11 protein-coding genes and 4 pseudogenes are annotated in these 25850 nt (G+C 69.4%); 4 read left to right on the plus strand and 11 right to left on the minus strand.

The genetic code is table 11. From position 1 onward, the window contains the following. Positions 1 to 6 precede the first annotated feature (6 nt). A complete protein-coding gene (locus tag OHO27_RS09295; protein WP_328422130.1) occupies positions 7 to 930 on the minus strand; it encodes a carbohydrate ABC transporter permease in 924 nt (307 codons plus the stop codon). Positions 931 to 981: 51 nt separating this feature from the next. Then, positions 982 to 2445, minus strand: coding sequence for an N-acetylglucosamine/diacetylchitobiose ABC transporter substrate-binding protein (gene ngcE, locus OHO27_RS09300; protein ID WP_328422132.1), 1464 nt, complete (start codon positions 2443 to 2445; stop codon positions 982 to 984). Between the two features lie 354 nt (positions 2446 to 2799). Here ngcE and OHO27_RS09305 point away from each other — a divergent pair, with 354 nt between their 5' ends. Together OHO27_RS09305 and OHO27_RS09310 are read left to right on the plus strand one after the other, a co-directional pair. Continuing rightward, the gene (locus OHO27_RS09305) at positions 2800 to 6600 is read left to right on the plus strand and encodes a GH92 family glycosyl hydrolase (protein ID WP_328422134.1); all 3801 of its coding nucleotides are present in this window, start codon (positions 2800 to 2802) and stop codon (positions 6598 to 6600) included. A gap of 20 nt (positions 6601 to 6620) precedes the next feature. Next, positions 6621 to 8592 (plus strand): annotated as a pseudogene (locus OHO27_RS09310) (alpha-glucuronidase). Here OHO27_RS09310 and OHO27_RS09315 read toward each other — a convergent pair. The 5 genes from OHO27_RS09315 to OHO27_RS09335 are packed head-to-tail and all read right to left on the minus strand — an operon-like array spanning position 8586 to position 14828. Further along, on the minus strand, positions 8586 to 10604 hold the full coding sequence (locus OHO27_RS09315) for a beta-galactosidase (RefSeq protein WP_328422136.1): 2019 nt from the start codon (positions 10602 to 10604) through the stop codon (positions 8586 to 8588). The pseudogene OHO27_RS09310 and the gene OHO27_RS09315 overlap by 7 nt on opposite strands. Further along, positions 10601 to 11287 carry a hypothetical protein gene (locus tag OHO27_RS09320; RefSeq protein WP_328422138.1) on the minus strand — a complete coding sequence of 229 codons (687 nt, stop codon included), beginning with the start codon at positions 11285 to 11287 and terminating at the stop codon, positions 10601 to 10603. Before OHO27_RS09320 ends, OHO27_RS09315 begins: the two co-directional genes overlap by 4 nt. Beyond that, entirely contained in the window at positions 11284 to 12939 is a 1656-nt protein-coding gene (locus OHO27_RS09325) for an ABC transporter substrate-binding protein (protein WP_328422140.1), read from the minus strand. The genes OHO27_RS09320 and OHO27_RS09325 overlap by 4 nt, the downstream gene beginning before the upstream one ends. Before the next feature lie 30 nt (positions 12940 to 12969). Next, the gene (locus tag OHO27_RS09330) at positions 12970 to 13842 is read right to left on the minus strand and encodes a carbohydrate ABC transporter permease (protein ID WP_328422142.1); all 873 of its coding nucleotides are present in this window, start codon (positions 13840 to 13842) and stop codon (positions 12970 to 12972) included. Then, entirely contained in the window at positions 13836 to 14828 is a 993-nt protein-coding gene (locus tag OHO27_RS09335; protein ID WP_328422144.1) for an ABC transporter permease, read from the minus strand. Before OHO27_RS09335 ends, OHO27_RS09330 begins: the two co-directional genes overlap by 7 nt. A 185-nt stretch (positions 14829 to 15013) precedes the next feature. On the opposite strand from OHO27_RS09335, the pseudogene OHO27_RS09340 reads away from it, so the two are divergent. Next, a pseudogene (locus OHO27_RS09340) lies at positions 15014 to 16002 on the plus strand (acetylxylan esterase). A gap of 4 nt (positions 16003 to 16006) precedes the next feature. Here OHO27_RS09340 and OHO27_RS09345 read toward each other — a convergent pair. Further along, positions 16007 to 19276 carry a GH92 family glycosyl hydrolase gene (locus OHO27_RS09345; protein WP_328422145.1) on the minus strand — a complete coding sequence of 1090 codons (3270 nt, stop codon included), beginning with the start codon at positions 19274 to 19276 and terminating at the stop codon, positions 16007 to 16009. Positions 19277 to 19658: 382 nt separating this feature from the next. Continuing rightward, positions 19659 to 20758, minus strand: a pseudogene (locus tag OHO27_RS09350) (lytic polysaccharide monooxygenase auxiliary activity family 9 protein). A gap of 547 nt (positions 20759 to 21305) precedes the next feature. On the opposite strand from OHO27_RS09350, the gene OHO27_RS09355 reads away from it, so the two are divergent. Then, positions 21306 to 24005 (plus strand): SpoIIE family protein phosphatase, encoded by a 2700-nt coding sequence (locus OHO27_RS09355; RefSeq protein ID WP_328422146.1) that lies wholly within the window; start codon positions 21306 to 21308, stop codon positions 24003 to 24005. Positions 24006 to 24048: 43 nt separating this feature from the next. Here OHO27_RS09355 and OHO27_RS09360 read toward each other — a convergent pair. Both OHO27_RS09360 and OHO27_RS43100 read right to left on the minus strand, forming a co-directional pair. Then, positions 24049 to 25582, minus strand: a pseudogene (locus OHO27_RS09360) (HAMP domain-containing sensor histidine kinase); the annotation flags it as partial. Beyond that, entirely contained in the window at positions 25579 to 25770 is a 192-nt protein-coding gene (locus tag OHO27_RS43100) for a hypothetical protein (protein WP_443059528.1), read from the minus strand. The pseudogene OHO27_RS09360 and the gene OHO27_RS43100, both read right to left, overlap by 4 nt. Positions 25771 to 25850: the final 80 nt, after the last annotated feature.

The following is a 25850-nucleotide window of genomic DNA, read 5'->3' on the forward strand; positions in this document are numbered from 1 at the left end:
GTACCCCTAGAACTCGATCCGCTCACGCCGCGCGAAGCGCAGGGTGAGCACTGCGAACGTCATGGTGACGATGAGCATCGCGACGCCCATCGCGGACGCGTAGCCGAACTGGCTGTCGCGGAACGCCGTCAGATACAGGCGCAGCGGCATGACGTCCGTGGCTCCGTCGGGGCCGCCCATGTTGACCGACATGATCTGCACCAGGGCGAAGCCGTCCAGGGCGATGATGCCCATGTACACCCAGCCGGTCTGCACGGTGTCCCACAGCAGCGGCAGGGTGATCCTGAAGAAGGTGGGGAAGCGGCCCGCGCCGTCGAGCAGCGCCGCCTCGTAGATGTCCCGGGGGATGGACGCCATCGCCGCCGAGAACAGCACGACGTAGAAGCCGACGTGGGACCAGATCATCACCGCCATGATGCACAGCAGGGCGAGGCTCTTCTCGCCCAGCCAGGCGTTCTGCCAGCCGTCCAGTCCGACCGCGCCCAGCAGGGAGTTGAGCATGCCGTCCTGCGGGTCCGGGTTGTAGATGTTGAACCAGATGACGGCGATGATGGTGATGGAAATGACCTGCGGGAAGAAGAAGACGAAACGGTAGAACTTCGATCCGGCGACACCGGTGATGACTTCGTTCTTACGTCGCTTTCCGCCGACATTCAGCATGAAGGCGAAGAACAGGCCGAGTCCCAGCGTCACGATCGGCACCGCGATCAGCATGTAGACGTTGTGCCACAGCGCGTTCCAGAAGTCCTCGTTGTGCCAGAGCTTTTCGAAGTTCTCGATGCCGACGAACTTCGCCGTGCCGACCAGGCCCGACCAGTCGGTCAGCGAGATCTGGAACGCCTGGACGAACGGCGAGATCACAAAGATCGCGTACACGATGACGGGCAGGGCCAGGAAGCCCACGATGAATCGGTATTTGCCGTGTTGCATGGAGCTTCCCGGCCCCTTCCCCTTCGAGTGCCGTTGTGCCGGACCGGACTCTTACTTCTCGCGCGTGAACTTCTTCACCGAGTCGTCCTTGCGGACGGCGTCGGCGTATTCCTGCGTCTTCTTGATCCAGTCGGCCGCCTTCAGTTCACCGGTGAGCAGCTGCCCGGTGAGTCCGCCGATCTTCTCGTCGGTGAGCGAGGGGTACCACTCCTGGAGCTGGAGGCTGATGATGTTGTCGCCGGCGCCCTTGAACGCCTTGCTCGCCGAGGCCAGGCCCGGCGAGAGAGTCATGCCCTCGGTCGCGTCGACCACACAGGTGAGCGACTTGACCTTGGTGGCGAAGTTCTGCGCGTGCTTCTTGGAGAGCATGATGCGCAGCAGCTCCATGCCACCGGCCGGATTCTTGCCCTTGGCGGACACAATGTACGGCTCGCTGGGCTCGGCGCGCAGGGTGCCGTTCGGCAGCTTGTCGCCGGCGGAGCCGTCGAACAGGGCGCCGACGGACATCCCGAAGTCCTTGGGCGTGGTCGGAGCGGCCTCGTTCTCCACCCAGGAGCCGTTGGGGATGAAGACGGCCTTGCCCTTGTTCCACGCCGTCTGCGACTGAATGTGCGTCAGACCCTGGCTGCCCTGGAGGAAGTACTTCTTGGCGGCCAGCTCCTCGTAGTGCTCGACGACCTGCTTGACCGCGTCGTTGCTGGTCCAGGCGTTCGGCTCCAGGTTGTCGATGGCGATCCAGCCCTCCATGCCACCGATCTTCGCAATCTGCGCGAACAGGTTGAAGTGGACGTAGTACGGATACTTTCCGGCATACGTCCAGGGCGCGATGCCCTTCTTCTTGATCTCGCCGCAGAGCTTGACCATCTCGTCGAGGGTCTTGGGGTACTCCCAGCCGTTGTCGTCGAGGGCCTTCTGCGAGTACCAGGTGCCGTAGATGGTGAAGGCGTAGTAGAGCACGTCGAAGGTCTCGCCGTGCTTGCCCTTCTCGATGGTGCTCGGGTGGATGACGTCCGAGATCTTCTTGCTCGCGTCGTCCAGCGAGGGCGCGTCGAGCAGCGCCTTGAGGTCCTGGAGCTGGCCCTGCGTGGACAGCTTGTTCATGTCCAGGTGGTCGGCGCCGGAGTTGTCGATGACGTCCGGCGGGTTGCCGCCGGCGAAGCGCGGGGTCAGCTTCGGGCCGACCTGCTGGGTGCCGGTGTGCTTGACCTCGGCCTTGTACTTCGACTTGTAGTCGGCCTCGGCGTCCTTGGCGTACTGGTCACCAAGGCCGCCCTTGAAGATGAACGCCTCCAGCGCGGTGCCCTGCTTCACCCCGAGGGGGTTGGTGGCGGACTTCGCGCCGCCCGGGGCCTTGCTCTCCTCGTCGCTGCCGCCCCCGCCGGTGGCACACGCGGAGAGGAAACTCATCGTCGGTACGGAGATCAGACCGAGGGCGGCGGACCGCTTGATCAGATCACGGCGCCCCACACTTGCGGAGCCGTTGTTCTCGGGGTTCTCGGCGGAAGTGGATCCCATGCTCAAGTCCTCGCCTTCTCCAGGACTCAGGCGGTGAACCGGATCCTCCCCGGCACCGCGGTCGGGTCACGCTGGGTTGTGCAGGAAGTGCGGAATCATGTGAAGTGCCGACAGGTATAGTCCACTTTCCGCCAGCGGAGCAAGATCGAATGCAAGGTTGGCCGATGGTCTTTTCCGAGTTGAGACCTCGCAGAAATATGAGCGGCCTGTGCGCAGCTTGCCCGGAATAATCCGCGACATAGGCCCCGTATGCCGCACCCAACACCCTTGACAATACCCGGCACTTGAGCCACAACTGATCCTTGCGCAGCGAAGTTGACAACGTTGTCCCGTGCGCAGGGAGGGTACCGGCTTATGCAGCAGAGAGCTCGGCACAGATGGGGTACGGCGGTCGTGTCGGCGACCGCCTTTGCTTTGACCGTGGGCTCGCAGGGTGTGGCGGTCGCCCTGCCCGAGGCCCCCGCGACGGCCGACCGGAGCTTCGCCTCCTCGTTCGAGGCGGACGATCCGGCACCCGACTGGCTCAATACCGTCGACACCGCCCCGGACGGCGGCAAGCGCGCCTCGGGCGTCGACGGCGGCTACAGCAGCGGCATTCCGGGCAATGTGACGGACCACGTCACGGACGTCCGGGCCAGCGGCGAGAACACCGGCGGCGGCGAGGTCAAGGAGAACCTCTCCGACGGGGAGTCGAGCAGCAAGTGGCTGGTCTTCGCATCCACCGGGTGGGTGGAGTTCGACCTCGACAAGCCGATGAAAATCGCGAAATACGCGCTCACCTCGGCCAACGACTACGCCGAACGTGACCCGCGGGACTGGACCCTCAAGGGCTCCACGGACGGCAAGGACTGGAAGACCCTCGACACCCGCTCCGGCGAGACGTTCGACGAACGGTTCCAGACAAAGACGTACGACCTCTCGGAACCGGCCGAATACCAGCACTTCCGGCTGGAAATCACCCAGAACAACGGCGCCTCCGACGTCCTCCAGCTCGCCGACGTCCAGTTCTCCACGGGCGGCAGCGACGGCCCGGTCCCGCAGGACATGCTCTCCCTCGTCGACCGCGGCCCGAGCGGCTCCCCGACCGCGAAGGCGGGCGCCGGCTTCACCGGCAAGCGAGCGCTGCGCTACGCCGGCCGGCACACGGCGGACGGGCGGGCGTACTCGTACAACAAGGTCTACGACGTGGACGTGGCCGTCGGCCGCGACACCCGGCTGTCGTACCGCGTCTTCCCGTCGATGGCGGACGGCGACCGCGACTACGACGCCACGAACGTCTCGGTCGACCTGGCCTTCACCGACGGCACCTACCTCAGCGACCTCGGCGCCACCGACCAGCACGGCTTCCCGCTCTCCCCGCGCGGCCAGGGCGCGGCCAAGGTGCTGTACGTCAACCAGTGGAACGCCGTCGCCTCGCGGATCGGGTCGGTCGCGGCGGGCCGGACGGTCGACCGGATACTCGTGGCGTACGACTCCCCCAAGGGCCCGGCGAAGTTCCGGGGCTGGCTGGACGACATCTCGTTGAAGTCCGTCGCGCCGGAGAAGCCCAAGGCCCACAAGTCGGACTACGCACTCACCACCCGCGGCACCCTCTCCAGTGGTGGCTTCTCGCGCGGCAACAACTTCCCGGCGACCGCCGTTCCGCACGGCTTCAACTTCTGGACGCCGGTGACGAACGCGGGCTCGCTGAGCTGGCTGTACGACTACGCACGTGCGAACAACGACGACAACCTGCCGACGATCCAGGCGTTCAGCGCCAGTCATGAGCCGAGCCCCTGGATGGGTGACCGGCAGACGTTCCAGGTGATGCCGTCGGCCGCCTCCGGCACCCCGGACACGGGACGCGAGGCGCGCGAGCTGGCCTTCCGGCACGAGAACGAGACCGCGCGGCCGTACTACTACGGGGTGCGGTTCGAGAACGGGCTCAAGGCGGAGATGGCGCCGACCGACCATGCGGCGGTGCTGCGCTTCACCTACCCGGGCGACGACGCGAGCATCCTCTTCGACAACGTGACGGACCAGGCGGGGCTCACGCTCGACAAGGAGAACGGGATCGTCACGGGCTACTCGGACGTGAAGTCCGGGCTGTCGACGGGTGCGACCCGGCTGTTCGTGTACGGCACGTTCGACAAGCCGGTGACCGAGGGTTCCTCCAGTGGAGTGAAGGGCCACCTGCGCTTCGACGCCGGGGACGACCGGACCGTCACGCTCCGTCTCGCCACCTCGCTGATCAGCATCGACCAGGCGAAGGACAATCTGCGCCAGGAGGTCGACGGCGCCTCCTTCGAGACGGTGAAGTCGCGCGCCCAGCGCCAGTGGGACAAGCTGCTCGGCAAGGTCGAGGTGGAGGGCGCGACGCAGGACCAGCTGACCACGCTGTACTCCAGCCTCTACCGGCTGTACCTGTACCCGAACTCCGGCTTCGAGAAGGTCGGTTCGAAGTACCAGTACGCGTCCCCGTTCTCCCCGATGCCGAACCCGGACACCCCGACGCACACCGGCGCGAAGATCGTGGACGGCAAGGTGTACGTCAACAACGGTTTCTGGGACACCTACCGGACCACCTGGCCGGCGTACTCGCTCCTCACGCCGAGCCAGGCGGGCGAGATGGTCGACGGCTTCGTGCAGCAGTACAAGGACGGCGGCTGGACGTCCCGCTGGTCCTCCCCCGGCTATGCGGACCTGATGACCGGTACGTCCTCGGACGTCGCCTTCGCGGACGCCTACGTCAAGGGCGTCGACTTCGACGCGAAGTCGGCGTACGACGCGGCCGTGAAGAACGCGACGGTCGTGCCCCCGTCCTCGGGCGTGGGCCGCAAGGGCATGGCGACCTCGCCCTTCCTCGGCTACACGAGCACCGAGACGCACGAGGGCCTGTCGTGGGCGCTGGAGGGCTACCTCAACGACTACGGCATCGCCCGCATGGGCCAGGCGCTCTACAAGAAGACCGGCGACAAGCGGTACAAGGAGGAGTCCGCGTACTTCCTCAACCGTGCCCAGGACTACGTCAACCTCTTCGACTCCAAGGCCGGCTTCTTCCAGGGGCGCGACGACAAGGGCGACTGGCGCGTCGAGTCCTCCAAGTACGACCCGCGCGTGTGGGGTTACGACTACACGGAGACCAACGGGTGGGGCTATGCCTTCACCGCCCCGCAGGACAGCCGGGGCCTGGCCAACCTGTACGGCGGTCGTAGCGGCCTCGGGGACAAGCTCGACGAGTACTTCGCCACCCCGGAGACGGCCTCGCCCGACTTCGTCGGCTCCTACGGCGGCGTCATCCACGAGATGACGGAGGCGCGGGACGTCCGGATGGGCATGTACGGCCACTCCAACCAGGTCGCCCACCACGCGAACTACATGTACAACGCGGCCGGGCAGCCCTGGAAGGCGCAGAAGAACGTCCGCGAGGTGCTGTCCCGGCTGTACGTCGGCAGCGAGATCGGGCAGGGCTACCACGGCGACGAGGACAACGGCGAGCAGTCGGCCTGGTTCCTCTTCTCCGCGCTGGGCTTCTATCCGCTCGTGATGGGCAGTGGCGAGTACGCGATCGGGTCGCCCCTGTTCACCAAGGCGACGGTCCAGCTGGAGAACGGCCGCAAGCTGGTCGTCAAGGCGCCGAAGAACAGCGCCCGCAATGTGTATGTGCAGGGCCTGAAGGTCAACGGCGTTCCGTGGAAGTCGACTTCGCTCCCCCACTCGCTGATCGCGAAGGGCGGCGTCCTGGAGTTCGACATGGGCCCGCGGCCCTCCACTTGGGGCACCGGCAAGAACGCCGCTCCGGTGTCGATCACCAAGGACGACGAGGTGCCGACGCCGCGGACGGACGTGCTGAAGGGTGACGGTGCGCTGTTCGACAACACGTCGGCGACGCAGGCGAGTGCCGCCTCGCTGGAGCTGCCGGTGTCCGAGCGCACCAAGGCCGTGCAGTACACCCTGACGTCACCGTCCGACCGGGCCGAGGCGCCGACCGGCTGGAAGCTCCAGGGGTCGAACGACGGCAGCACATGGCGGACTCTTGACGAGCGCTCCGGGCAGTCCTTCGCCTGGGACCGGCAGACACGGGCGTTCTCCGTGGGGTCACCGGGTACGTACGGGAAGTACCGCCTCGTGTTCGACGGGGAGGCGGTGGTGTCGGCGGTCGAACTGCTCGCCTGAGCAGGCGCATTGGGGGTCTCATGCAGGGTGTCGATCCGGCCTGGCTGCCGGACGAGGCGTTCCGGCCGATCGGCACCCGGCGGACGCTGATCCGCGGCTCGGGTCCGCTCGTGGACACGGTCCACGGAGAGGTGGCGGAGGCCTGCGGACGGTTCGGGGAAGCGTCTCGCGCGACAGCGCGGCGTCCCCCGAACCCGGCCCCTACGACCTGGTGCTGGAACTGACCGGCACCGAGGGCGGCGAGACCTACACCTTCGGACGCGGTGACGGCCCTACGACCGTCACCGCGTCCGGCGGTTCCGGGCTGCTGTACGGCCTCTTCCATGTCGTGCGGCTCGGGGAGGCCGCGTTCCGCGGCGATCGTCGACGCGAGCAGCACGCACCGGCGTCGGCACTACGGATGCTCGACCACTGGGACAACGTCGCCGTCCACCCGGTGATGGGTCAGGTGGAGCGCGGGTACGCCGGCGGGTCGCTGTTCTGGGCGGACGGCCGGGCGCGCGGTGAGCTGCTGGAGCGGGTGCGGGCGTACGGCAGGCTACTGGCGGCGTGCGGGATCAACGCCGTGGCGGTGAACAACGTCAACGTGCACGAGGCCGAGGCGCATCTCCTCACGGACCGGATCGGTGAAGTCGCCGAGATCGCGGGCGTGTTGCGGCCGTACGGCATCCGCACCCATCTGTCGGTCAGCTTCGCCGCGCCGCTGGTGCTCGGTGGACTGCCCACCGCCGATCCGCTGGAGAAGGCGGTGCGGGCGTGGTGGGCCGAGGCGACTGCGCGGGTGTACGAGGCGATCCCCGACTTCGGCGGGTACGTCGTGAAAGCCGACTCCGAGGGGCAGCCGGGGCCGTTCGCGTACGGCCGCAGCCACGCCGACGGCGCGAACATGCTGGCCGCCGCGCTGGAACCGTACGGCGGCACGGTGCACTGGCGCGCGTTCGTCTACGACCACCGCCAGGACTGGCGGGACCGGACGACGGACCGGGCGCGGGCGGCGTACGACCATTTCGTGCCGCTGGACGGGCAGTTCGCCGGCAACGCCGTGCTCCAGGTGAAGCACGGGCCGATGGACTTCCAGGTGCGCGAGCCCGTCTCCCCCTCCTCGGCGCGATGCCACGCACCCGGCTCGCGGTGGAGGTGCAGGCCACGCAGGAGTACACCGGTCAGCAGCGGCATGTGTGCTGGCTCGGGCCGATGTGGAGCCATGTGCTGCGATTCCGGCCCGACGGGGTGCCGGTGGCGGACCTGGCCGACGCGATGGTCGCCGTGTCCAACGTCGGCGACGACCCGTTCTGGACCGGGCACCCGCTGGCCCAGGCGAACCTGTACACCTTCGGGCGGCTGGCCTGGCAGCCGGACGCGAATCCCTACCGGCTCCTGGACGAGTGGATCAATCTGACCTTCACGCCCGGGGAGGCGGAGGAAAACGCGCGGCTGGAGGCCGGGGTGCATGCCTTGCTTGCCCGCTCCTGGGAGACGTACGAGAAGTACACCGCCCCGCTCGGGGTGGGCTGGATGGTGCAGCCCGGCCACCACTACGGCCCGAGCGTCGACGGCTACGAGTACAGCCCCTGGGGCACCTACCACTTCGCCGACCGCGACGGGATCGGCGTCGACCGCAGCGTGGCGAGCGGCACCGGGTACGCGGGGCAGTACGCCAAGGCGTGGGCCGAGGTGTACGAGTCGCCGGACACCTGCCCCGACGAGCTGTTGCTGTTCTTCCACCACGTGGCGTACGGGCATGTGCTTCGGAGCGGAAAGACGGTGATCCAGCACATATACGACACGCACTTTGAGGGCGTGGAAGAGGTGGAGGAGGCCCGTGCGGTGTGGGCCTCACTCACCGGGTCCGTCGATCCGGCGCGCCACACGCGGGTGACGGAGTTGTTCGAGGAGCAGCTCCGCAGCGCCCGCGAGTGGCGCGATCAGGTCAACAGCTACTTCCTGCGTAAGTCGGGTGTGCCCGACGCACATGGGCGCCGGATCTACTGAATCCGGAGGATGACCGTGCCCAGCGGGTCGATTGTCAGCGGCTCGCCCTCCTCGACCCGCTTGCCGGTCAGCAGGTCGGTGCCGGTGGTGTGGGCGGTCAGGCGGGCCGGTTCGGGGGCGTGGTTGAGGAGGAAGAGGAGGGTGGTGCCGTCCGGGGCGACCCGGGTCGCGGTTTCCAGCGCGGGGTGGTCGGCGTAGGGGCCGAGCAGGTCGTGGCGGGCCAGGATCCGGCGGATCACCCAGTCGACGCCGGGCTGGTCGAGGGCGGTGGCGACGTACCAGCCCTCGCCCTGGCCGTAGGCGTGCCGGGTCACGGCCGGGGTGCCCGCGTAGAAGTCGGCGCCGTACGTGCCGACCGGCTCGGCGCCGCGCGGCAGCACGATCTCGAAGACCAGGCGGGCCTCGCAGGTCAGCTCCCCCAGCTGGACCGGCTGTGCGACCTCGCGAGGTCGCGCGTCCCATTCGTCGACGCGGACGCCCATGAGGGGGGCGAGGGGGCCGGGGACGTCGGTCGGGAAGGCGCGGTCGTGTTCGTCGACGCGGCCGGAGAGAAAGGTCGTCAGGACGGTGCCGCCCCGTGCGGCGACGGCTTCGAGGCGCTCGGCCAGGTCTCCCTTGACCATGTGGAGGGCAGGGGCGAGCACCACGTCGTACGCCGTGAGGTCGGCCGTGACCGGGACGACGTCCACGTCCGCGCCGGCCTCCCGGGCGGCCCGGTAGTGGGCGTGGACGACCTCCTGGTACTTGACCAGCCGGGACGGGCCGTCGGAGATCTCCAGGGCCCACCAGCTGTCCCAGTCGAAGAGCAAGGCGGTGCGGGCGGGGGTTCGGGCGCCCAGGGTCACCTCGCCGAGGGACTCCAACTCCCGTCCCAGTTGGGCCACTTCGCGGAACACGCGGGTGTCGTCGCGGCCCGCATGGCCGATGACGGCGCCGTGGTACTTCTCGCAGGCGCCGCGTGAGGCGCGCATCTGGAAGTAGAGGGCGGCGTCGGCGCCGTGGGCGACGGCCTGGAAGGTCGCGAGGCGGAGTTCGCCGGGGCGGCGCAGCGGGTTGACGTCGCGGCAGGCCGTCGTGGAGGGGGTCTGCTCCATCAGCCAGAAGGGGGCGCCGTCCTTGAGGCCACGCATGAGGTCGTGGGCGAGGGCGGGCCAGGTGGGCGGGGCGTCGAGGGGCGGGTAGCTGTCCCAGGAGGCGAAGTCGAGGTGGGGCGCCCAGCGGTGGTAGTCGAGGGGGCGGAACAGGCCCATGAAGTTGGTGGTGACGGGTGTGTCGGGGTCGTGGGCGCGGATCACCTCCTTCTCGGCGAGGAAGCAGCCGAGGAGGGCGTCGGTGGTGAAGCGGAAGTAGTCGAGGGTGATGCCCTGGAAGGCGGTGTGGTCGGGGCCCCGCCAGTGCTCGGTGAGGGCGTTCGGGGGCTCGATCTCGTCGAAGCCGGTGTAGCGGTGGGACCAGAAGGTCGTCCACCAGGCGTCGTTGAGGGCGTCGAGGGTGCCGTACTTGTCCTGGAGCCACTCGCGGAACGCCTCGGCGCACAGGTCGCAGTAACAGGCCCCGCCGTACTCGTTGTTGATGTGCCAGGCGAGGAGCGAAGGGTGGTCCGCGTAGCGCTCGGCGAGCCGCGCCGTCAGCGCCGTGGCATGGTCGCGGTACGCGGGTGAGCTGGGGCAGAAGTTGTGGCGCTGGCCGTAGCGGTGGCGGCGGCCCTCGAAGTCGGTGCGGTTGACCTCGGGATGCCGTTTCGCGAGCCAGGGCGGGAGGGCCGCGGTGCCGGTGGCGAGGCAGACCTGGCGGTGCTCGGCGGCGGCGCGGTCCAGGACTCGGTCGAGGAACGTGAAGTCGTAGGTGTCGGGGGCGGGTTGGGTGAGCGACCAGGAGAAGACGCCGACGGTGAGGGTGTCGATGCGGGCCTGGGTGAACAGACGGTGGTCGTCGTCCCACACGGGCTGCGGCCACTGCTCGGGGTTGTAGTCGCCGCCGTACGGGATCCTCGGGGTGCGCGGCGCGCTCATGCCGTGAAGTCCTCCTGGGTCTCGGCGATCACCGGGCGGCTGCTGTGCAGCAGGGAGAGCAGCAGCGGGGCTCCCAGCAGGGCGGGCAGGGCCTCGGTCAGCAGGGCGGTCGACGCGGCCACCAGCACGAGCAGGGAGGCGGCGCCAAGGGTGGCGCGGCCGTGCCGGACGAGGAAGTACACGGCGAGGCGGGCGGTGTCGCGGCTGCGGAAGGCGAACAGCGAGGTGAGGACCAGCGCGTGCGCGCCCCACAGCAGGGAGCCCGCGCCGATCGCCCCGAGCAGCACCGCCCACCAGCCGGGCAGCCCCGTGGCGGAGAAGTGGGTGAGAGTGAAGGCGATGACCGCGAGCCAGGCCAGCAGGGGCGCCCAGAGTTTCAGGGCGGGTAGGGCGTTGAGTCGCCAGCCGCGCGCGTAGGTCCGCGCCGGGTGCAGGTCGGTCAGGTCGCCGCTGCGGTGGTGCAGGGCATAGACGGCGGCGGACAGGGCCGGTCCCAGCGGCAGCAGGCATACGGCTGCGAGGGGCAGGTTGGCCGGGTCGGCACCGAGGAGGAGCAGCCCGGCGAGTGCGGGCGAGGCGGCGAGGAGGAGCAGGGTCTCGACGGTGACCAAGGTGTGGATCAGGGCGGCGGCACGGGAGAGGGAGCCGGCGCCGAAGTCGGCCGTGTGGCCGCCGCTGCTCACCCGTTCTCCTTCGCGAAGCGTTCGTACGCCCTGTTGTGCAGGTCGACGAGCTGGTCCATGTTCTTGGACTTGAGCTCGGTGACGTAGGCGTCCCAGTCGGACATCGGGCGCTTGCCGAGGACGAACTTGAGGGTGTTCTGGGTGACGTGGTCCCTGAGCGGTGTGTCCCAGAGGGTGGCCTGCTCCTGCTCGACCGACTGGAGGGGGTGGGCCGGGTCGATGGGCAGCTGGCTCCGCTCGGTCATGGCGTCCTGGAACGCCTTCTCGTCCGGGCTGAAGGAGGAGGAGACCAGCGCCCAGCTGCCGCCGTAGGTGAAGACGCCGTTGAAGAAGCCGTAGGCCTTCTGCAGGTCCTTGGGGGCGTCCGGGTCGGAACCCATGAGGCTGATCCCGGGTTCCAGCTCGTACCGGCCGCCGGACTCGGTGTAGGTGACGCCCTTGACGCCCCACTTGCAGAGCGTCTGCCCCTCGTCGGAGTACCAGAGCCAGTCCACGAACTGCATCATCGCGACGAAGGAGTCGCTCTTGAGGGCCTCGCTGGAGATCATGACGCCGTTCTCCATGCGGGTGCCGCCCAGGATCACCGGGCCGGCCGGGCCGAGCGGCACGGGCACCATCTCGATCTCGGCTCCGTCGACCTGCTTCTGGAGGTTGTAGCGGTAGTTCTGCACCAGCTCCTGCGGATTGGCGCTGATCACATAGGACTTCTCCGCGAGCAGCTTCTGCACCGCCTGGTCGTCCTGCTGGGTGAAGCTCTCCGGGTCCAGCAGCTTCTCGGCGACGAGTTTTCTCAGGTACTCGACCATCTGCCGGTAGCTGTCCGTCGCGCCGTTGAAGGCGAACTTCCGCGCCTTCGTGTCGAAGGTGAGGTTGTCGTACGTCCAGCCCGCCTTGACCCCGTACGCCTGGCCGAGGTAGCTGAACAACGCGCCGCACGGGAATGGGGTGTTGGTGCTCCAGCGGTCGGTCCAGGGGTATTTGTCGGGGTACTCCTGTCTGAGCGCCTTGAGGACGGTGTACACCTCGTCCCAAGTGGTCGGCAGCGTCAGGCCGAGCCTGTCGAGGACATCCGTGCGCACGGACAGCGAATAGCCGGACTTTGCCTTCTCGTGCAGGCCGGGCAGCAGGTAGTACTTGCCGTCGGACTGGCGTATGGAGTCGAGCTCGGGCTCGAGCTTCCACTTCTTCACCTTGGCCCGGTAGTTGGGCATCAGGTGCACGTACTCGCTGACCGGGAGAACGGCGCCCGACGCCACGAAGGCGACCTCGGAGGGGTGGTACGTCTTGGGGATCAGGAAGGGGGCGTCTCCGGCGCCGATGAGGACGCTGCGCTTCTTCTCGTAGTCCGCGAGCGGGACGTCCACGGGCTTGAGGGTGATGCCGGTGCGTTTGGTGACCTCCTTCCAGAACAGCCAGTCGCCCTTGAGCGGGTAGACCGGGTTGTTGTTGTGCAGCATGGAGAAGGAGAGCGGCTTCGCGGCCTTGAACTGCTGGCCGGCGCGGTACTCCTTCATCGCGCCGTTCTGCTTCTTCGACAGGTCCTTGGAGTCGCCTCCGTCCTCGCCGCTGCCGCAGCCGGTGAGGGTGGCCAGACCGATGAAACCGGCGGCGGCAAGGATCTGACGCCGTGACAGTTGCCCTGCGTTCTTCACAGATACTCCCTTGGTAGCCCCTGACCGCTGTCAGCCCTTGACCGCGCCGAGCATCACGCCCGAGACGAAGTAGCGCTGGACGAACGGGTACACGCAGAGGATCGGCAGCGCGGTGAGCACGATGGTGACGGCCTGGATGTTGGCCCCGACCTGACTGAGCTGCTCGGTGCCGGCGCCCGCGTTGGAGCCGCCGGTGGCGCCCTGGATGAGGTTGCGCAGATAGACGGTGACCGGCATCAGATCCGTCCGGTCCATGTAGAGGAAAGCGCTGAACCAGGAGTTCCAGAACGACACCGAGTAGAAGAGCACCATGGTCGCGACGACCGCCTTGGACAGCGGCAGCACGATCCTCAGCAGGGTGCCGTACGTACTCAGCCCGTCGATCTGGGCGGCCTCCTCCAGCTCGGTCGGCAGGCTCTCGAAGAAGGCCTTCATCACCAGGAGGTTGAAGACGCTGATCGCGTTGGGCAGCGCGATCGCCCACACGCTGTTCTTGATGCCGAGGCTGGTGATCAGGACGTAGTTGGGGATCAGGCCACCGGTGAAGAACATCGTGAACACGGCGACGCCGACGAGCGCGGTGCGGCCCTTGAGGTGCTTCTTCGACAGGACGTAGGCGTAGCAGGTCGTCAGCACCATGGCGACGGCGGTCGCGACGACCGTGTAGAGCACGGTGTTGCCGTAGTTCCGCCAGAACATCGAGTCCTGGAACACGATCTCGTACGTGGTGAGGTTGAACCCCTTGGGCCACAGGGTCACTTCACCGGCCCGGATCTGCCGCTCCCCGCTGAAGGACCTGGCGAGGATGTTGAGGAAGGGGTACAGGGTGACGGCCACGACGAGGGTGAGGATCACCCCGTTGACGCCCTGGAAGACACGGTGGGAACGGCTCGGCTTCACCACAGGCTGGTCCCCACTGTGCGGCGCGAGAGCTGGTTGGCGGACGTGATCAGGACCAGGCCGATGATCGCCTCGAACAGGCCGATGGCGGCGGCGTAGCTGAAGCTGTTGGACTCCACACCGGTCCGGTAGACGTAGGTGGAGATCACGTCGGAGGTCGGGTACGTCAGCGGGTTGTACAGCAGCAGGACCTTCTCGAAGCCGACGGCCATGAACGTGCCGATGTTGAGGATCAGCAGGGTGATCATGGTGGGGCGGATGCCGGGCAGGGTGACGTGCCAGATCTGCTGCCAGCGGTTCGCGCCGTCGATGCGGGCGGCCTCGTACAGGTCCTCGTCGATGGTGGTGAGCGCGGCGAGGTAGAGGATCGTGCCCCAGCCGGCGGTCTGCCAGATCTCCGAGCCGACGTAGACGGTCCGGAACCACTCGGGTTCCTGGATGAACCGGATCGGCTCGTGCCCGAACCACCCCAGGACGTGGTTGACCGGCCCGTCCGTTGCGAGCATCTGCAGGGTGATGCCGGCGACGATCACGATCGACAGGAAGTGCGGCAGATACGACACCGACTGCACGAACCGTTTCAGCGAGCGCCGACGGACCTCGTTGAGCAGCAGGGCGAGCACGATCGGGATCGGGAAGCAGAAGACGAGCGTGAGTCCGCCGAGCCACAGGGTGTTGCGGAACACCTGCCAGAAGGTGGGGTCGCTGAGGAACATCTCCACATAGCGCAGGCCCACCCACTGCTCACCGAAGATCGATCCGCCCGGCTCGAAGCGCCGGAACGCGATCACGTTGCCGATCATCGGCAGATAGCGGAACACCAGGAAGAACAGCAGCGGCAGCACCGCCAGCGAGTACAACTGCCAGTCCCGGCGCAGCGCGCGCCGCCATCCGGTGCGCGCCACTCGTCGCTCACGAGGACGGGGTGCCTTGGTCGGCGGCGGCTCCTGGGTGCCGGGCGGTGGAGCCGACGTGGTGGGGGTGCTCATGCGATGGGCCTCCCGGTGCACCGAAAGTTTCGGAGTCGTACCGGCAACTTTGCGGCGAGGTTAGGGGCGGGTGTAATGGCTGTCAATGGGACTGGCAGGGAAGGGGAATTGAGGAGGCCACCACCGGATGGAGTCGAAGGTGGCGAAACATTCTGATGGTGCAACGCAACAATCGGAGGTCACCGTTGCCCGCGTTCGACCTGCCCCTGTACGACCTTGAGCGCTATCGCCCTGCCCTCCAGGAGCCCGCCGACTTCGACGAGTTCTGGCAGGCCACCCTCAAGGAGGCGGCGCAGCCCGAGGTGTTGGTGTCGGCCCATGCCGTGGAGACCGGCCTGCGGCTGACCGAGACCTGGGACGTCACCCTCCGGGGCTTCGGCGGCGACCCTGTGCGGGCCTGGTTCAGCAGACCGGCCGGAGTGCGCGAGCCGCTGCCCGCCGTCGTCGAGTACGCCGGTTACGGCCGTGGCCGCGGCCTTCCGCACGAGCGGCTGACCTGGGTGAACGCCGGGTACGCGCATCTGCTGATGGACAACAGGGGCCAGGGCGACCAGTACGGCAGTGGCGGCGCCACCCCGGACCCGCACGCCACGGCACCGGGCGGCCCGGGCCCTGCGGTTCGCGGTCTGCTCTCACCCCGGGACCATCACTACCGCCGCCTGATCACGGACGCGGTACGGGCGGTCGAGGCGCTGCGCGCCCTGCCTGGCGTGGACGGCTCCCGCATCGCGGCCGTCGGCAACAGCCAGGGCGCCGGGCTCGCCCTGGCTGTTGCGGGACTCGTCCCCGACCTCGCCGCGCTCCTGGTCACCGCCCCGTTCCTGTGCGGCATCCGACGCGCCCTCGACCTCACCGACGCGGGGCCCTACGGCGAGATCACCGCGTACCTCTCCGTGCACCGGGGCGCCGAGCGGGCCGCCCACGACACGCTCGCCCACATGGAGGGATCTCCTTCGCCCGCCGCGCTCACGCCCCGGCCCACTTCGGCGTCGGCCTGCGCGACACGGTGTGCCCGCCTAGCGGGGCCTACGGCGCCTTCAACCACTACGCCGAACTGTCCGGCGCCGACCCGCACAAGGAGATCCACCCCTATCCGTTCAACGGCCACGAAGGCGGCGAAGCCGTGCACGTGCGTCGTCAACTTGACTGGCTGGACGCCGAGTTGAACCGCTGAGGCCTCAGCGCACGGCCACAGTGAACACGTGCAGGTCGCCGTCCTCCGGCAGCGTCACGCGCGCGATCGTCTTGCCCGCCGGCGCGCTGAACGGCCGGGTGGCGAAGACGTACGTGTCGACGGGGTCCCGGTCCGCGCCGGCGACGTTGCGATACGCGGCCCGGGCGACGATCTCGTTGCCGTACTGGACCGTCCCGGCGCCGCCACCGACGGTCCAGTCGGTCAGGGCGAGGTCGATGGTGTCTGCACTGCCGTCGGTGTAGGTGACGGTGGCCCTGGACTGCTGGTTGCCGTTGACGCCACTGCCGAGGAAGGACAACTGGCTCGCAGAGTCCGCGAGTTCGATGACCTGTCCGGCTGCCGAGACATTGTCCGGGCGTCCGCTCGTCGAGTCCGGCCAGGTGAAGCCGAGCCCTCCGCCGACCGTGCCCTGCCTGCCCGGCGTGAGACCGGCCCCGGCGAGCGCCTGGCGGGAGTAGCTCCAGCCGCCGCCGTCGAAATCGGCCTCGTCGTGGTCACCGGCGTCGTCGGAGAGGCCGGTGTTGTTGTAGGCGGCGAGGAGCGTGCCGGGTGCCGCGACAGTCAGGGGGACGGGCTGTACGTAGGAGGTGTCGCCCGAGGTCACGGCCACCTCGACGTCGTGGTAGCCCTGATCCGCGCCCGCGGCGGAACTCAGCGTGATCTCCTGTGCGCCGTCAACGACCTTGCCCTCGGCGGGAGTCGCCGTGACGCCGTCGGGCGCGTCGACCCGGAAGCGCACCTCGGGCCCCTCTCCCCCGCTCATCGACAGGGCGCGAATGCCGACCTTCGCACTCCCACCGGGCGCGACGGTCGCCGTGGTCGGGCCGACGCCGATCTGGTACGGCTGCTCGCCCTCACGGAAGGACGGCGGGGCCGCCGAAGCTCCCCAGGTGGGGTCGGGCGTACCGGAGAGGGTGTAGTCCAGTCGGCCACCGTCGCGCACGAAGGACGCCGGGAGCCAAGCCCGCTCGCTCGTACGGCCGTTGACCTTCAGGGAGCGGATGAACGGGGCGTCGGCGGCGGCACCCTCGGCGCGCAAGGAGATGTCGTTGCCGTCCGGGCGGTCGATCTCGACGCGTGGGAACAGCGGTGAGGCGAGGACCAGTTCGGCGCGGGACGGCACCTGGGGGTACATCCCGAGCGCCGAGAAGACGTACCAGGACGACATCGTACCGAGGTCGTCGTTGCCGGGGATGCCGCCGGGCTCGGTGGACCACAGCTCCCGCATCGCCGCCCGCGCGGTCTCCTGCGTCTTGTACGGAGCGCCCGCGTAGGCGTACAGGTAGGGCACGTTGATGGACGGCTCGTTGTCCAGCTCGGACTTGTCGCCGCCGCTGCCGGTGAAGGCCCAGCTGCCGTCGGTGTTGCGGAAGAAGGTGTCGAGGCGTTTCACGGCCGCGTCACGACCGCCCATCGCGGCGAACAGACCCGCCGGGTTGTGCTGGACCATCCACGTGTACTGGGCCGCCGTACCCTCCACGAATCCGTTGCCGGTGGCCGGGGTGAAGCCGGTGACCCAGCTGCCGTCCGCCTTGCGGTTGGCGATGTAGCCGCCGGTCGGGGTGGCGGCGATGTTGAAGTTGTTCTGCCACCACTGGGAGCGACGGGTGAAGGCCGCCGCCGTGTCCTTCTGCCCTGCTTCGGAGGCGAGTTGAGAGAGGGCGAAGTCGGCGCCGGACATCTCCAGCGTCTCGGCGGCACCGCCCCACGCGTTCGACACCGACGGCATGTAGTGGTGCTTGAGGTACTTGTCCAGGGAGGGCCGCTGCCCGACGGACAGCACCGGCTTCCCGGCCGGCGACAGGTCCTGCGCGGTGGGGACGGTCGCCGCCTTCACGAGCGAGCTCAGCGCCCCGCACAGGTCGAAGTCCGTGCCGCCGAACGCGCGGATGCCGGCCAGCGCGATGGGTGACGGGTCCCCGTTCATGACGTGCGTGCCGCTCGCGCCGTGCAGCCAGCGGTCCCAGATGCCGCCGTTCTGTTCCGCCAGTTCGTACAGGGACTGGGCGATGTCCGAGCCGACCCGGGGGTTCAGCAGGGTGAGCAGCTGGACCTGGTCGCGGTAGACGTCCCAGCCGGAGAAGGTGCCGTACTGGGCCCGGTGGCCGCGGCTGACGGTGTGGACCCTGCCGTCGGGGCCGCGGTACCGGCGGTCGGTGTCGCTGATGACGTTCGGGTGGAGGAGGGAGTGGTAGAGCGCGGTGTAGAAGGTGGTGCGATCTGCGTCGGTGCCGCCGCCGACGCGGATCGCGGACAGGCGGTCGCGCCAGGCGCGCCGGGCGGCGTCGCGTACGGCGTCGAAGGAGCGCTGCGGCGGGTTCTCCGCGGCGAGGTTGGCCTCGGCACCGGCCCGGCTGACGTACGAGATGCCGACCTTGACGTTCACCGGACCGGTGCCGGGCGCGAACTGGACGTAGCCGCCGGCGCCCTTGCCCGCCACCGGCCGCCCGCCGTTCGCGAACCCTCCCGTGCCGCCGCTCGCCGCGGTGGACCCGGGGTCGAGCCTGTCGTCCTGCCAGGTGCCCGTGGCCTGGAAGGCGCGGTCGAAGCGGGCGGTGAAGTGGAGGGTGTAGTAGGCGCGTCGGCCCTCGGGGTCGAGGTATCCGCAGAAATTGCCGGATGTGACCGACCCGGAGATCGTGCGCCTCGCCGGATCGATCCGGACCGTCGAATCGGTCGACCCCACCTCGGAGTTGGCGCTTCTGACGAGCAGCGAGGCGGGCTTGCCGGCCGGGAAGGTGAAGCGCGCCGAGCCGGTGCGGGCGGTGGCGGTGAGGTCGGCCGTGACGCCGGACGCGAGGCGCACCTTGTAGCGGCCGGGCTCGGCCGTCTCGTCGGCGTGGCTGAAGTCGGAGGCGTAGACGGCGTCCTTGGTGTCGCTCGCCGGCGACGAGGTGACCTCACCGGCGTGCGGGAAGAACGGGATGTCACCGCTGCCGCCCGCGCAGCCGGAGCCGGACATGTGGGTGAGGCTGAAGCCCCGGATGCGGGTGGCGTCGTGGTGGTAACCGCCAGGCGCGGCAGTACGGATGGCCTCGCCCCGGGTGTTCTCGGGGCTGAAGGAGAACATGCCGAACGGCGTGACGGCGCCCGGGAAGACATTGCCGCCGTTCTTGGTGCCGATGAGTGGATCGACGTACGGGGTGGGGTCCTGGACCAGGCCCGCGGGTGCGGTGGTCGCCGCGAGGGCGGGGGTGGCGCCGGTGACCGCGAGAAGCGCGGCCAGCAGCAGGGACGTGGGACGGAAGCGCATGACGCGACCCCTCCTCCTTCGGACGGGTCGCGCACCACGGGTCGCACAAGCCGCAGGAAAGTAGCGTGTGCCACGCGTACCACGGAAGAGTGCTTGCGGGCGCGAGGGCACACAGGCGGGGCACCCGAACGGCTGAGCAGCCCAACTGAGTTGACATCGTTGTCCGTTGAGGCGGTAGAGTCATGTGCAGACCAATCGACAACGTTGTCGCATCGCGGCATCGCACAAACCACGCACCACCCGGACGGTCCTACTTCCCCCCTTGGGCCCGTCCGGCTCGCGGACCCGGTGGATGGCGGCTCAGCATCCACCGGGTCCGCCCGGAGCTACGGCCTCGGGGGTCAGGCCCTGGGGGTCAGGCCCTCGGGTCCAGGTTCGGGGGTCAGCCCACCCGGCAGGGCAGAGTCGTCGTACTGTCGCCGCCGGAGCCTGAGACGACGTAGCCGAACGTCGTGCTCTCCCCGGATCGAGGGAGCCGTTCCAGTCGGCGTGGTGGACCATCACGTCCTGGCCGGTGTAGGTCGCGTTGCCGCTCCAGAGGCTCTCGACCTTCTGGCCGGCCGCGAGCGTCCAGTCGACCATCCAGCCGAGCATCGGGACGTCGCCGCTGTTGGTGACGGTCACCTCGGACTGGTAGCCGCCGGACCAGCTGCCGGTCGTGCGGCGGGTGGCGGAGCACTCGCCGGGCACCGGATCGGTCGGGTTGCCGGGCTCCTTGATGCCGGTCACCTCGCCGTTGCCGCCGTCGAAGACGATGTCGGAGCATGAGTAGAAGGTCTCCGCGCTGTCCGAGCGCTGCCAGACCATATAGACGAGGTGACGGCCGGACTTGTTCGCCGGAAGCTGCCCGCTCCAGGAGTAGTTGGCCTCGACCGTGCCCGGGGAGCCGTTGAGCGGCGGGTGGTCGACGCTCAGGAAGGGCCGCTCCTCCATGTCGTCCCAGGTGAGGGGCTGGGTCGGGTCGAAGCCGTCCTTGGTGATGTAGACGTGGAACCACCCGGGGTGCGCCGCCCAGGCGTTGTAGGAGAAGTCGACCGTCGCACCCGAGGTGAGGTGGGTGAGCGGCCAGTCCTTGCTCGGTGTGTTGAAGCCGGTGAAGTTGGTGTTGCCGCCGCTGCACAGCTCGCCGTCGGGCACGAAGCCGCGGGTGCGGCCGGCGCCGTCGGAGCGCAACACCGAGAACCAGTTGTAGAACGGCGTGGTGCCGCTGACCTGCTGGGCCGCCCGGCAGGCCGGATTCACGGGCTTGATCTCACCGGTGTCGGTCAGGCCGTCCTGCCAGCACAGGAAGGTGCGGCTGCCCGGCTTCATGGGCGTGCCGTGAGCCTCGGCCTCGCCGCCGGCGCTCATGACCAGGGCCACGGCCGGGATGGTCGCGAGCAGGGAGACCAGGACGAGGAAGAGGGCTCTGGCGCGGGTGGGGAGAGTTAATCGGCGGGGCGGCGGGGTGGTAGCCCCCGAGCCATTTGTTGTCAGGATCATGACATTCGAGTCCGTTCCTTGAGGTACGGGCCGTGGGGATGCGTGCGGGGATGAATGGCTGCCGCATGCGGTCGCGCGGGGCGGGAGCGGTCCGGGCGGCGGGTTCCGGTCCACCGCGGGTGGGAGCGCTCCCACCCCGTCTGTTGCGGAAGGTAGCGCCGTGGGGCGTGGTTGTAAACGCCTGTGGCGACCGTCCATGGCGTGCCAATGGAGTTCGCATCCCCCGGCTCCCGCCAGGACGACCGCGCGCGTACGCAAGCCCGCGCTCTTCCCGGCGCACAAGGTCCCGTACTACTGGCGCGTGGAACTGGACCGGGACCAGAAGCTCGCGTGCACGAGTACTGGCTCACGCGGACAGCCTTTCCCGCTTCCCCGCGCCGTCGCATCCGGTGCACCACGACAAGCTCGTCACCGAGTTGCCGTTCCCGATCGAGACCGACCTGGACGCGCTCGTAGGGTTCTGACCTCGCCGGATACCGTCCAGCGAGGCCGTCCACCGATTGGACGGCCATAGCCACCAAGCATTACCGATGCTAAAAATGCCCGCATGGCGGAGCGTTTCGCCCATTTTGCGCGCCACTCCCTGAGGTCACTGATCGGCAAGAGCCCCCGTAGCGTCGCCGGACAGGTTTTCGTGCTGCAGGTGGCGCTCGTCGTGCTGCTCGTGGTCAGCGCCGTCGTCGCGCTGGTGCTGCAGTCGGACCGGGACACCCATGCGGAGGCCAAGCGCCGCGCCGTCGCCGTCGCGCAGACCTTCGCGCATGCTCCGGGCGTAGAGGCGTCGCTGCAGGCCGCCGACCCGTCGAGCGCCCTGCAGCCGCTCACCGAAGCGGGACGCCGGGCGGCGGGCGTCGACTTCATCGTGGTCATGGACACCGACGGCATCCGCTACACCCACCCCATCCCGGACCGGATCGGCGAGCGGTTCGTGGGCCGGATCGAGCCGTCGCTGGCCGGGGAGGTCTACACCGAGAGCGTCCAGGGCCCGCTGGGTCACGAGGTACAGGCGACGGTTCCCGTCCACGCCGCCGACGGCAGGGTGACCGCCCTCGTCTCCTCCGGCATGAAGGTCGAGAACGTGACCAGCCAGGTGCACCGGCAACTGCCGATCATCCTGGGCGCAGGGGCCGGCGCGCTCGTGGTGTCGACCGGCGGGATGGCGCTGGTGGGCAGGCGGCTGCGACGGCAGACCCACAGCCTGGCGCCGGACGAGATGAGCCGCATGTACGAGCACCACGACGCGGTGCTGCACTCCGTGCGGGAAGGGGTGCTCATCGTCGGTGCCGACGGGCTGCTGATCCTCGCCAACGACGAGGCCAGACGGCTGCTGGAGCTGCCCTCCGACGCCGAGGGGCGGCACGTCCGGGAGCTCTCCGGCCTCGATCCCGAAACGGCGGCACTGCTCGTGTCCGGGCGCGAGGCCACCGACGAGGTGCACATCGCCGGGGGACGCCTGCTGGCGGTCAGCCAGCGGACCACGGATCGCGACGGAGGCCCCAGGGGCACCGTGGTGACACTCCGCGACACCACGGAGCTCCAGGCGGTGTCCGGCAGGGCGCAGCTCGCCCGTGAGCGGCTGGATCTGCTGTACGACGCGGGACTGGGCATCGGCACCACCCTCGACGTGATCCGCACGGCCGACGAACTCGCGCAGGTCGCCGTCCCCCGCTTCGCCGACTTCGTCACCGTGGACCTGGCCGATGGCGTCGTGCACGGCGACGAGCCGAGTCCCACGGCGACGGACATACGACGCGTCACCGTGCGCGGCATCCGCGACGACCATCCGCTCTACGAAGAGGGCCGGCTGATCGACTTCCTGCCCTCGACCCCCCAGGGACGCGGCTACGGCACCGGCCGCTCCGAGCTGGTGACCGACCTGTCGACCGCGACGGACTGGCACGAACAGGACCGGGAACGCACCCGGGACATCCTCGACTACGGAATCCAGTCGTTCATCACCGCCCCGATCCAGGCCCGCGGGGTCGTGCTGGGCATGGCCAACTTCTGGCGCACCAAGCTGCACGACCCCTTCGACGAGGAGGACCTGTCGCTGGCGGAGGAGCTGGTGGCCCGGGCCGCCGTCAGCATCGACAACGCCCGCCGGTACACCCGCGAGCACGCCCTGGCGGTCACCCTCCAGCGCAGCCTGTTGCCGCGGGCCCTGCCCGAGCAGAGCGCCCTCGACGTCGGCCACCGCTACATCCCGGCGCAGTCGGGTGTCAGCGGTGACTGGTTCGACGTGATTCCGCTGCCGGGGAGCCGGGTGGCGCTGGTCGTCGGCGATGTGGTCGGCCACGGCCTGCACGCCGCCGCCACGATGGGACGGCTGCGTACCGCGGTCCACAACTTCTCCACGCTGGACCTGCCGCCCGACGAGCTGCTGAGCCATCTGGACGACCTGGTGGGCCGTATCGACCAGGACGAGTCCTCCAGCGCGGAGACGGTCGCGGAGATCGTGGGCGCCACATGCCTGTACGCGATCTACGACCCCACGAGGCGCCGCTGCGTCATGGCGCGAGCGGGGCATCTGGCGCCGGCGCTGGTCCACCGCGACGGCAGTGTGATCTTCCCCGAACTGCCGGCCGGGCCGCCCCTCGGCCTAGGCGGGATGCCGTTCCAGACGGCCGAGCTGGACCTCGACGAGGGCTCCCAGCTCGTCCTGTACACCGACGGCCTCGTGGAGGACCGCGCACGCGACCTGGACGTGGGTATGGAGCTGCTGCGCAAGGCGCTGACGGGCCACCCCGACCGGCCGCCGGAGGAGAGCTGCCAGGCCGTGCTGGACGAACTACTGCCCGGACGGCCCAAGGACGACGTCGCTCTCCTCATCGCGCGCACTCGGGCGCTGCCGCCGGACCGGGTCGTCGAATGGGACGTGCCACGCGATCCGGCCGCCGTGTCGGGGATGCGCGAAGCCGTGTCCGGGAAGCTCGCGCAGTGGGGCCTGTCCGAGTTGGACTTCGCGACGGAACTCGTGCTGAGCGAGCTGGTCACCAACGCCATCCGCTACGGCTGCGGGCCGATCCACGTGCGGCTGATCCGCGACCGCACGCTGATCTGCGAGGTGGCCGACGGCAGCAGCACCTCCCCGCATCTGCGCTACGCCGCGACGACCGACGAGGGGGGCCGGGGCCTGTTCCTGGTCTCGCAGATGACCGAGCGCTGGGGCACCCGGTACACCCCGCAGGGCAAGGTGATCTGGGCCGAACAGGCGCTGCCGGAGATCGACCCGGAGGGCATGGACTAGCTCCGCGCCGGGGGCGGGCCGCGCAGAGGGCGGGAAGCGCTGCCGGGGCGGACGGGTCCGACACCGTGGCCGGCTGCGGTGGCTCGGCGCCCGCTGGCGGCAGTTCGATCGTGAACTGCGTACGGCCCGGCTCGCTCTGCACGTCGATACGGCCGCCGTGCGCGGACACGATCGCCGCCGCGATGGCGAGGCCGAGACCGGAGCCGCCGTTGCGCGGGCCGCCGCGGGCCCGGGAGGTGTCGGCGCGGGTGAAGCGGTCGAAGACCTGCGGGAGGAGGCCGGGCGGGATGCCCGGCCCGTCGTCCCGGACCCGGATCGCACAGCGGCCGGCGCCGGTCTCGACGGAGGCGAGAACCGTCGTGCCCGGCGGGGTGTGGACCCGTGCGTTGGACAGCAGGCCCGCCACCACCTGATGCAGCCGGGTCGCGTCGCCCAGGACCAACGGGGCCTCGTCGAGGCGGAGTTCGAGCTGCCAGTCATGCTCTCCCCGGCGGCCCGCGCATCCCACACGGCCTCCGCGACCAGCGCCGCCACATCCACCTCGGCCAACTGCAGGGGACGGCCCTCGTCCAGCCGGGCCAGCAGCAGCAGATCCTCCACCAGGCCCGTCATCCGGGCCGACTCGGCCGAGACGCGGCGCCAGGCGAGCATCGGCTCGATCCGGTCGGTGCCGCGGTTCATGAGTTCGGCGTACCCGGCGATCGAGGCGAGCGGGGTGCGCAGTTCGTGGCTGGCGTCGGCGAGGAAGCGGCGCATGCGTTCCTCGGTGCGCCGGCGGGCGGTGAGGGAGGACTCGACGTGGTCGATCATGCGGTTGAGGGCGGCGCCGACCTGTCCGGCCTCGCTGGCGGGGTCGGTGTCCCGGGCCGGCACGCGGGTGAGGCCGGTGACCTCGCCACGGTCGAGCGCGGCGCGGGAGACCTCGGCGGCGGTGGCGGCGACCCGGCCGAGGGGCGCAGCTGGCGTCGTATGACCACCGTGCAGACGCAGCCCGCCACGAAGAGCACGGCCACCGCGACGGCGGCCTCGGCGACGACCAGTCCGCCGATCATGCCCTGGACATCGTCCATGGGCAGTCCGGCGAGGACACGGACGCCGCCGCTTTCGACGGCGGTGAGCCGGTAGGTGCCGAGCCCCGGCACGGTCCGGGTGTGTTTGGAGCCGTCCGCCGTGATGTTCGCCAGAGCGGCGGTCTGCGCGGCCGTAAGCCTCTTCGGAGCAGGGTCCCGGCTGACGACCTCGGCGGCGACGATCCTGCCGTCCTCGTCGAGGCGGGCGGCGAGCATGCCGGTGGCGTGGCCCTTCTCGTTGAGGAAGCCCAGGTCTTGCTCGATCTGCGGGTGCAGCGAGGCCCCGCCCAGGCTGCGCGAGGCGGCCGCCGCGACCCGGCCGTCCAAGTCGCCCATGAGGTAGGCGCGTTGGACGAAGGCGGTGGTGAGCCCCATCGTGGCGCAGACGAGGACGAGGGTGGCGCTGATGAACACGAGCAGGCGGGTGCGCAGCGAGCGGGTACGCAGCCGTGGGCGAGGCACGGAGGTCCGCTCCCGCGGTCGGGGGCGACGCGGGCGCAGGCTCATCTCCCGTCCTCCACCGGCCGGATGGCGTAGCCGAGGCCGCGCGCGGTGTGGATCAACGGCGCCCGGCGCAGCAGTCCGCGCAGCACCTGGAGGCCGTCCAGGTCGGGCAGCATCCCGTCGAGCACTACGGCGTGCGGTGCGCGGCCGCGCGGGATCTTCAGCGCGTTCTGCCCTGCGGTGCCAGTCATGTCCGGATCGTGTCCCGGTCCGCTGAGGGAAGGCTGTGTTCCACCTGAGGGTGGGTGATGACCTGGGGTTTCCCGGCGCG

It is taken from the genome of Streptomyces sp. NBC_00443 (genome assembly GCF_036014175.1).
In the GTDB taxonomy this organism is placed as follows: Bacteria; Actinomycetota; Actinomycetes; order Streptomycetales; family Streptomycetaceae; genus Streptomyces.